General features: G+C 71.7%; 1 protein-coding gene. It reads right to left on the bottom strand.

Features of this window, described 5'->3' with window-relative positions:
• Window positions 1–33: 33 nt before the first annotated feature.
• Entirely contained in the window at window positions 34–10,656 is a 10,623-nt protein-coding gene (locus C6Y44_RS06365; protein WP_159418972.1) for a non-ribosomal peptide synthetase, read from the bottom strand.
• Window positions 10,657–10,787: the final 131 nt, after the last annotated feature.

The following is a 10,787-nucleotide window of genomic DNA, read 5'->3' as shown; positions in this document are numbered from 1 at the left end:
CATACCGACTAGCTGATGGTTAGGCTAACCATACTAGGCGCCCGAGGGGGTGCTGAAACCTGCTCCCACCGGCGCGTTCATCGCCGTCGTCCAGGCCTCGGAAAGCGCTCGGATTTCTTCCGAAGGAATTCGTCCGTCCGACCGCATCGTGGCCGTGAATATACGACCGTCCGCCTTGTCCTCGAATCGCACCGACAGCTCGAGGGCGTGCCCGGACGGGATCCGCCGGTCGGTCGGCACCGTGTCGACCCGGACGAGGACGTCGGGCCGGGCCAGCGCCACGAAGGCCGGTGCGGCCTGGGCGTTGAGATGCCGCAGCAGCGCATATCCCGAACCGTCACCGGGCACGGCGCCCAACGCGGCAGACACGCCGGCCGACACCGCGTCCGGATCGTCGGCGACGGGAACCCGCACGGGCACACCGACGGCGAACGGCCCGAGGGTCCGGGTGCAGTCCGGCTCGCCGTCGGAGAATCCACGTGCGTCGCGTTCGATCTCGACCAGCAACTGTGCCGGCGCGGCCTCGCGGACGCGTGCGACGGCGACTGCCAGCGCGGTCACCGCCGCGACAGCGGGGTCCTGTTCACCGGACGGACCGGCGGTGACCTCGACTGCGGCGATCTCGACCGGATCGCCGACGGGGAGCACCGCGGTGCTCAGCGCGGCGCCCGGGGCAAGGACCTGCGCCCAGTGCGCCAGTTCACCGAACAGCGCCGGGTCCTGCGCCCGCTCGTTGATCCGGGTCGCGAGTCCCCGCGCGGTAGCGGCGGGAACGGCGACCGCTCCCCCGGTCACCGCCGCCGTCAGGTCGGCGGCGAGCACGCCGACGGAGACACCGTCGGCGACGATCGGGTGGAGAGCCACCACGAGGCGACCCGCCTGTCCGGTGGTCAGCAGGACGGTCGAGAGCACCGGTCCGGCTTCGGGGTCGACAGTCGCGGCGGCCTCCAAGCGGGCCTGCTGCTCGGCGGCTGCGAGATCGGTGGTCTCGACGACCCGCACCGGCACCTCGTCGGCGGGATGGGTGTCGAGCGACCACAGCACCGACGCCACGCGGGTCAGCCGCATGCGCAGCGCGTCGTGCGCGGCGACCACCGCGCGCACGGCGGCTGTGACCTGTTCCTCGTCCGCCGGGGTGTCGACGGCGAACACGATCGCCGCACCGGCCGGTTCGGTGCCGGTCTCCCGCAGCGCGTGCACGGCCGGCGGGACGGGCACCGGGCCCGGCTCCCGATCGTCCACGGGACCGGCCGGCTGTTCGGCCGTCTCGGCGAACCGTGCGACGGCGGCGAGACCGGCCGGTGTGCGCCACCGGAAGATCTCGCGCGGGCCGAATTCGATGCCCTTGCGACGCGCGGCCGTGACGACCTGCATCGAGACGATGCTGTCACCACCGAGCGCGAAGAAGTCGTCGTCCGGCCCGACGACGTCGAGACGCAGTGCCTCCGCGAACAATTCGCACAGTGCGGCCTCGGCGGAGGTCTCCGGCTCGCGGCGCGTCGTCGCGGTCGGTTGCGGGTCGGGAAGTGCCCTGCGGTCGAGTTTGCCGTTCGGTCCGAGCGGCAGCGCCTCGAGCACGGTCACGGTCACCGGGACCATGTGGTCGGGCAGGGTCGTCGCGGCGTGCGCGAGCAGATCCGCAGGTTCGACGGTGCGCGCGGCCAGGGGCACCACATAACCGGCGAGCGTGCCGTCGCGCACGACGACGGCACTCTGCGCGACGTCCGGATGCGCGACCAGCGTCGCCTCGATCTCCCCGAGTTCGATGCGCAGGCCGCGGAGCTTGACCTGGCCGTCGGCGCGGCCGAGGTAGTCGAGTTCGAGGCCCGCGCCCCGGTCGCGCCACCGCACGAGGTCGCCGGTGCGGTAGAGCCGCTCCCCTGCGTCGCTGTAGGGGTCGGCGACGAACCGGCCCGCCGTCAGACCTGCGCGCCGGTGGTAGCCGCGGGCGAGCTGGACACCACCGAGATACAACTCGCCGACGACGCCCCGGGCCACGGGCCGGAGCCGTTCGTCGAGGACGAAGGTGCGGGTGTTGTCGATCGGTCGTCCGATCGGGACCCACGGGATGTCCTGCGCCGGAATCGATGCCGCGGTGACGTCGACGGCCGCCTCGGTCGGGCCGTAGAGATTGTGCAGTTCGGCGTCGACGAGGGTGTGGAAGCGATCGCGGTGGTCGGCGGTCAGCGCCTCACCACTGCAGATCACCCGGGTCAGGCGCAGTGCCCGGTCCTGCTCGGCGGCGAGCACGTCGAGCAGCGCCGCGAGCATCGACGGGACGAAGTGCGCCGTGGTGATCGACTGCCGGGCGATCACGTCGCGCAGATAGTGCGGGTCGCGGTGGCCGTCGGCGGTCGCGACGACGAGCGTGGCACCGGCGATCAGCGGCCAGAAGAACTCCCACACCGACACGTCGAATCCGGACGGGGTCTTCTGCAACACCCGATCGTCGGCCGTGAGACCGTATTCGTCCTGCATCCACCGCAACCGGTTGGCCACGGCGCGATGGCCGACGAGGACGCCCTTCGGGGTTCCGGTGGATCCGGAGGTGTAGAGCACGTACGCCGCGCGGTCGAGGGGCATCGCGGTCGGTGCTGCGACCGGCTCTGCGGGATCGATACCGACGCAGCCGGATTCGTCGACCTCGAGCACCGGCACGACGGAGTCGAAGGACATCGCCACACCGGCGGCCGCCACGACCGCGACGGGCTGCGCGTCGGAGAGCATGTACGCGAGCCGCTCGGCGGGATAGTTCTCATCGAGCGGCAGATAGGCCGCACCGACGCGGTGGATCGCGAGGAGGGCGACCACGAGTGCGGTGCTGCGTGGGATCGCCACGGCCACGACGGCATCCATTCCTACTCCGGGAACGGAACGCAGGTGTCCGGCCAGAGCGGCGACGGCACGGTCGAGTTCGGCGTAGCTCCACCGCCGTCCGGTGGCGTCGTCGACGAGCGCGAGGGCGTCCGGTGTCGCAGCGACCTGCTGCGAGAACAGCTCGGGGACCGTGTGATCGGGACCGTTGTCGCGGACCGTGCCGATCTCCGCTGCAGCCAATGCCTTTCGGTCGTCGGCGGTGAGCACGCTCAGCTGCGACAGCGAGGTGTCGGGATCCGCCGCGATCTCCGCGAGCAGGACCGTGAGTCGCTGCGCGAATCCGTCGACGGTGTCGTGGTCGAACAGATCGGTCGCGTACTCGATGCGGCCGCGGATCCCGCCGTCGTCGGTCTCGGCGAGGTCGAAGGTCAGGTCGAACTTCGACGTGCCGGTCTCGACGAAGACCGGTTCGGAGTCGAGCCCGGGCATGCGGATCTCGTCGAGACGGTCGCGGTACTGCACCATGATCTGGAACAACGGTTGGCGCGCGAGTGACCGTGCCGGGGCGAGTCGTTCGACGAGCACCTCGAACGGCAGGTCCTGGTGCGCGTAGGCGTCGAGGTCCACCTCCCGGACCCGTGTGAGCAGGTCGCGGACGGTGGGGTCGCCGGACAGGTCGGTGCGCAGCACGAGCGTGTTGACGAAGAAGCCGACGATCCGATCGAGGGCGGCGTCGGGACGCCCCGCAACGGGAGTGCCGAGGACGATGTCGTCCCCGGCGCCGTGCGCGCGCAGCAATGCCGCGACGACGGCGTGGGTGAGCATGAACATCGTCGCGCCGGATTCGGCGGCGATGCCGGCGAGTGCTTCGCGGGTTCGCGGGTCGACGGTGAACGGGACCGCGCCGCCGCGATAGCTGCTGACAGCGCCGCGCGGCCGGTCGTGCGGGACGGCGAGTTCCTCGGGTGCTCCGTCGAGGACGCGTGCCCAGTACTCGGTCTGGGCCTCACGCAGAGACTCGTCCCCGGTACCGAGACGTTCGTCCTGCCAGAGGGTGAAGTCCCGGTACTGCACCGGCAGCGGCGCCGGAGCGGGCGCCCCGGTGGTCAGGTGCGCGTACCAGGCCGACAGATCGGCGACGAGCGGTGTGGCGGACCACTCGTCGGCGGCGATGTGGTGCACGAGCACCATCAGGTGCGCGTCGTCGGGCGCGGTGCGCACGAGGGTCGCGCGGATCGGCAGGTCGTGGGTGAGATCGAACGGGCGTCCCGCCTCCTCGGCGAGCAGCGCGTCGAGATCCGCCCGGGCCGCGTCGACGATCCGCAGTTCGACGGTGCAGTCCTCGGCGGGCAGCACCCGCTGGTAGCCGATCTGCTCGACGTCGTCCTCGTCCGGCTCGGTGAACACCGTGCGCAGCGTGTCGTGCCCGGCGATCAGGTGCTGCAGGGCTTCGCGCAGGGCATCGACGTCGAGAGCGCCGCGCAACCGCATCGTGTACGGGATGTTGTAGGTCGCCGACGCGCCCTCGAGGCGGAAGAGGAACCACAGCCGGCGCTGCGCGGCCGACATGGGGACGAGTTCGGCGTGGTCGCGGCGCACGAGTTCCGGGCCGGTGACGGTGGCCGGGACCGTTGCCGCGAGTCGCGCGGGGGTGCGCAGGTCGAAGATGTCGCGGATCGACGGGTTCCGGCCGGTGCGCACGCGCAGCGCCGTTGACAGACGTGTCGCGAGGAGCGAATTGCCGCCGAGGGCGAAGAAGTCGTCGTCGGGGCCGACCTGCGGGACACCGAGGAGTTCGGCGAGCACCTCGCACACGGCGCGTTCGTCGTCGGTGGCCTCGCGTGTGCTGTGACTCCGGGCGGGATCGGGCAGGGACGCGCGGTCGACCTTGCCGTTGGGCAGGGTCGGCATGGCGTCGAGCACGACGAAGACCGCGGGAATCATGTAGTCCGGCACCACGGTCCGCAGATGGTCCTGCAGGTCGGTAGCCGCCGGGCGCGGCGCGGCCGGATCGGCGACGACGTAACCGACGAGCAGATCGGTTCCGGACGCCGACGGGCGCACGGTGACGAGGGCCGCGGTCACCGCCCGGTGGCGCAGCAGCGCGGCCTCGACCTCGCCCGGTTCGATGCGGAAGCCGCGCAGGCTCAACTGGTGGTCGGCGCGCGAGACGAAGTCGAGCTCTCCGGAGGAACTGCGCCGCACCAGGTCTCCGGTGCGGAACAACCGGGCGCCGCTTCCGGTGGGGTCGGCAACGAACCGCGCCGCGGTCAGGTCCGGGCGGCCGAGATAGCCGCGGGCTGACTGCACTCCCCCGACATAGAGTTCGCCGGTCACCCCGTCCGGGACGGGACGCAGATGCCGGTCGAGGATGCGCGCGGTCACGCCGTCGACGGGGGCACCGATGCGGACGCGGTCGACGCCGGGATCCGGCGCCGTCCAGATCGTGACGTCGCCGGCGACCTCCGACGAACCGTACGAGTTGATCACCCGCGCGCCCGGCAGCGCCGCGATCACGCTCGTGCCGAGGGGTTCTCCGCTGAGGAACCACGTGTCGACGAGTTCCGCGGCCTCGGGGCTCAGGGCCACGAGGGCCTCGGCGAGGCTCGGCACGGCGGTGAGCATCCGGACGCGGTGCCGGGCGACGAGATCGGCGAGGGCCCCGGCGTCGCGGGAGGCCGTATCGTCCGCGAGAACCATGGTCGCGCCGGAGAGCAGGCCGGCGAACAGTTCGGTGGATCCGTCGATGAAGCTCAGCGAGCTCTTGGCCAGCCGCACGTCGTTGCCGGCCGGGCGGACGCGTGCCGCCTGCCAGGCCAGCCGGCTCGCCAGCGCCGCAGCGGTTCCCACGACGCCCTTGGGCACACCCGTCGAGCCGGAGGTGTAGACGACGTACGACCCGTCCGCCGGATGCAGCGGCCGGGTGCGGTCGAGGTCGGTCACCGGCGCGTCGGAACGGCCCTGTGCCGCCTCGGCCAGTGCGGCAAGGGTCAGCTGCGGCGCGTCTCCGGGCACGGCGCCTTCCGTATCGACGAGCACGAGATCGGGTTCGGCGTCGGTGAGCATGAACTCGATGCGCGCGGGCGGGTACGACAGGTCGACGGGCAGGTAGGCGGCACCGGAGAGCACGACGGCGGCCAGGGCCACCACGGCGGCGTCGGAACGTGCCGCCGCGACCGCGACGACACTGCCGGGTCCGATGCCCCGCTCGGCGAGCGCGCGAACCGAACGATGCACGCGCGCCCCGAATTCCCGATAGCTCAGGGTCTCTGGACCGAACACGAGCGCCGGGTGATCCGGGTGGGCGGTGAAGGCCGCCGCGAGCAGATCCGGCAGCAGCTGCGTGGTGGCGGGCACCGCCTCGGCGGTGTCGGCGGCGCGCTCCTCGTCGGTGCGCACGTCGATCGTCGAGAGGTGTCGCGGTTCGGGTTCGGCGAAGGCCGCGAGCACCGACAGCAGACGCTGCCCGAGGGTCCGTACGCTCGTACGGTCGTAGAGGTCCTCGGCGTACTCGAAGCGGATCGACAGACCGTCGGTCGCGTCGACGAAGTCGACGGTGAGATCGAACTTCGACGTGCCGGTGGACAGATACGACACGGTCGCGGTGGTGTCGCCGATCTGCGGGACGACCGGTTCGGTGCGGTACTGCACCATCGTCTGGAAGAGCGGGTGCCGCGCGAGCGACGGGGTGACACCGACGGCGTCGACCACCTCGTCGAAGGGCACCTCCTGATGGGCGAGGGCGGCGAGGTCGGCGCGCCGTACGCGCGTCAGGATCTCGGCGGTGTCGGGATCGCCGGACAGATCGGTGCGCAGGGCGACGGTGTCGACGAAGAAGCCGACGATGTCCTCGAGCCCACTGTCGGCGCGACCCGCGACGGGCGCGCCGAGCACGATGTCGTCGCCCGCCCCGAGGGCGGTGAACAGAGCGGCCACCGCGGCGTGGGTGAGCATGAACATGCTCGTCCCGGAAAGGGTGCACGTATCCCGCAGGGCCGCAGTCAGTTCCGAACCCACCTGCACGTGCACCTCGCCACCGCGGTGACTCGGCACCGCGGGTCGCGGACGGTCGTGCGGCAGGACGAGTTCCTCGGGTGCCCCGGCGAGGGTGGAGCGCCAGAACGCGAGGTCGCGGTCGCGGAGTGCGGCGGCGGCCGGGTCGTCGGCGAGTCCGCGCTGCCACACCGCGAAGTCCGCGTACTGGGGACGCGGAGCGTCGTCGGGCACACGACCCGCCGAGAGATCCGCACAGGCGGCGGCGAGGTCGGCGAAGACCGTCTCGGCCGACCACTCGTCGCCCGCGATGTGGTGCACGACGAGCAGCAGCACGGCATCGTCCGGTGCGCGCCGCACGAGATGTGCACGGAACGGACGATCCTGTCCGAGATCGAAGGGTGCCCGCGCGGCCGCGTCGAGAAGCGCCCCGGCGTTCCCGTCGCGCGCCTGGGCGACCTGCAGGATCGTCGACGGCGTGTCGGTGACGACCTGCACGGGCTCACCCTCGACGACGTCGACGACGGTGCGCAGCACCTCGTGCCGGGCAGCGACGTGCACCAGGGCACGGTCGAGCAGGTCGGCGTCGAGCCGGCCGCGCAGTTCGAGGGCGAAGGGGATGTTGTAGGTCGGCGACGGCCCTTGGGCGCGGTCGAGGAACCACAGGCGTTGCTGGGCCGACGACAGCGGGATCCGCGCCGGTCGCGGTCCTGCGACGAAGCGGGGACGTGCCGGACTCGCGCCGTCGACCACCACCGCCAACTCGGCCATGGTGGGAGCGTCGAAGACGTCGCGCAACGACACCTCGACGTCCAGCGCCGAGCGGATCCGCGCGACGAGACGGGTGGCGGACAGCGACGTTCCGCCGAGGGTGAAGAAGTCGGCGTCGACACCGACGGCCGGGAGTCCGAGCAGGTCGGCAAAGACACCGGCGAGGGTGTGTTCGGTGGCGGTCTCGGGATCGCGCCCGGTGTCGGGGGCACCGATCTCCGGGGTGGGCAGTGCCTTGCGGTCGACCTTGAGGTTCGCGGTGAGCGGGAACTCGTCGAGCGCGACCGTCACGGACGGCACCATGTACTCGGGCAGACGCGTGCGGAGGAAGTCGTGCAGCGCCGCGGTGTCGACGTCGGTGCCGGTCACGTAACCCACGAGACGGGCCGCACCGGTGGCGTCGGGCCGGGCGACCACGACGGCCTGCGTCACGCCGGGGAAGTGCGCTGCGGCGGTTTCGATCTCACCGAGCTCGATGCGGTGTCCGCGGACCTTGACCTGGTCGTCTCCGCGTCCGAGATACTGCAGGGTACCGTCGGCAGTCCAGCGCACGAGATCGCCCGTGCGGTACATCCGGCCGGCGCCGAAGGGATCGGCGACGAAGCGGGTGGCGGTGAAGTCGGGGCGGCCGCGGTAGCCGCGCGCGAGCTGCTGCCCCACGACGTACAGTTCGCCGGCCGCGCCGACCGGCACGGGCTGCAACTGCCGGTCGAGCACGCGCACACCGGTTCCCGGATAGGGGCGCCCCACCGATCCGGTCCACGGCAGACCCGGCGCGACCGGCGCGGAGGTGCACCACACCGTCGCCTCGGTGGGTCCGTACATGTTGACGGCCGAACGTGCTCGCGCAGCGAGGGTTCCGGCCAGGGAAGCGGGCAGGGACTCGCCGCCGACGAGCACGTCCGCACCGGCGAGATCCAGAGCGTCGTGCTCGACGATCGCGCCCCACAGCGACGGAGTGGCCTGGATGCAGTTCACCGACTCGGTCGCGGCGAGTGTGGCGAGGGCCGCCGGATCGCGCGCCTCGTCGTCGCCCGCGAGCACGACGGTTCCGCCGCGGCACAGCGGCACGATCAGTTCGAGCACCGAGATGTCGAACGACAGGGTGGTCAGGGCGAGAAGCCGGGTGTGCGTATCGATTCCGGCGAGACCGGTCGCGGCGTCGACGAACCGGGCAAGTGCGCCGCGCGAGAGGACGACACCCTTCGGCCGGCCGGTCGATCCCGAGGTGTAGATGACGTAAGCGGACTGGTCGGGCACCACCCGCTCCGAAGGAGCGTCGCCGACGGGGGCGTCGCCGCGCCAGTGCAGGCGGTCGTCGCGGAAGCTCGCAGTGGCGGCCGGGGTCGACGCGCGGAGACGGTCGGCGAAGTCGTCGGTGGTGAGCAGGATCGCCGGTCGCGCGTCGTCGAGCATGTACTCGAGTCGCTCGGCGGGGAAGGCGGGATCGAGCGGCAGGTACGCCGCGCCCGTCCGCAGCACGGCGAGGAGCGCGACCACCATATCGGCGGTGCGCGGCAGGGCGAGCGCGACCGTCACCTCACGTCCCGCCCCGGCGCGCGCGAGTTCGTCTGCGACGGCATCGATGCGCGCGTCGAGTTCGGCGTAGGTGAGACGTTCGGCGCCGGCGACGAGCGCGGGCGCGGCACCGGCGGCGGCCACCTGCTTGTCGAACAGATCCATCGGGTCGGGCGCGACGGACTCGGATATGGTTCCGTGCCAACGGGTTTCGAGTTGGTCTCGGAAATTCGAATCCAGCAGGTCCGCGTGGGCGAGCGGGCGTTCGTCCGCGTCCTCCCGAGCGGCGAAGGTGAGCAGTCGCGTGATGGCCGCGGCGTGACCGGCGACCTCCTCAGCGGTGTACCGGTCGGCGTCGGCGTCGAGGGTCAGTTCGAGTGCGCGGGTGCTGTCGACGCGACGGGCGACCACCGCGAGGTCGTGGACGGGACCGCGCGCGAGCGAGTGGACGGTGGCGGTCGCGTCGCCGAACCGCACGGTGTCGCCGAACGGCTTGATGTTGACGGTGGGACCCACCGGACCGGGGCTGGTCGCGGGCAGACACAGGTCGCGGTGGATGTCCTCGCCCCGGTAGCGCGTGTGGCGTCCCTGCGCAGCGACAGTGGCGCGCACGTCGGCGGCGAGCGCCGCGAGACTTGCCGCCGGGGCAACCTCGAGGCGGAGGGGCACGACATTGACGGCGGTGGTGAGCACCTTCGCGGCGACGCTGCCCATCCGGTTCATGGCCGGGAAGCCCAGTACCACGTCGCGGACCCCGGTGACCCGGGTGAGATAGGCGGCCGTCGCAGCGGCGACGAAGTCGGGCCAACCCACCCCGGCGCGGCGTGCCGCTGCGTCGAGCGCCTCGGCGACGTCCCCGGGGACCTGCACCGATTCGGTGACCACCGCGCGGGCGAGCGAGGACGCGGCGGGTACCGCGGTCTCTGCGAGTCCGAGTGCATCGGGGGCGCCGCGCAGCGTCTCGGTCCAGAAGTCGCGGTCGGCGGTGATGCGATCGCCGCTGCGATACTCGCTGTCCTCGGCGACGACCTGCTCGACGGAACCGAAGGTCGCGGGCGAGATCTCCTCGCCGCGCACCAGTGCGGTGTACACGGCGACGATGCGACGTTCGATCAGGCTGTAGCCGTAGACATCGAGCAACGAGTGATGGGCGCGCAGGAACAGCAGCACATGGTCCGATCCGAGGACGAAGACCCGGGCGCCGATGCCGGCTTCGGTAGTGGGATCCATCGGCACGCGCAGGATCGCACGCATCGTGTCGACGGCCGTCCGCCGCGGATCGGCATCCGCCGTGAGGTCGGTGACCTCGACGTCCGGTGCCGGATGGGCACCGGGGAACTGGACGGGCGCCTCGTCGACGACGGCGATCCGAGCGCGCAGTTCGGCGGACTCGGCGAAGACCGTGTGGACGGCGCGGGCGAGAACCGCCGGATCGATGTCGCCGTCGATCTCGAGGAAATGCCCGGTGACGAGTGTCGCGTTGGATGGGTCGATCGTCTGCGCGAACCACATTCCCGACTGGGCAGCAGTCAAGGGCAGAGGCACGATCGATTCCACGGGTACTCCTCGACATTCCTGGACCCGCCCCCTCGGATCCGCCCCTCCGTCCGGATATAGTTAGGGCCGCCTAACCATACCAGCAGCGACGCGCCCGCCCGAACTGTCCGGCCGGTCCCGTCCGGAAGGAG

It is taken from the genome of Rhodococcus rhodochrous, assembly GCF_014854695.1.
Lineage (GTDB): Bacteria > Actinomycetota > Actinomycetes > Mycobacteriales > Mycobacteriaceae > Rhodococcus.
This window is presented reverse-complemented; position numbering and strand designations above follow the sequence as displayed.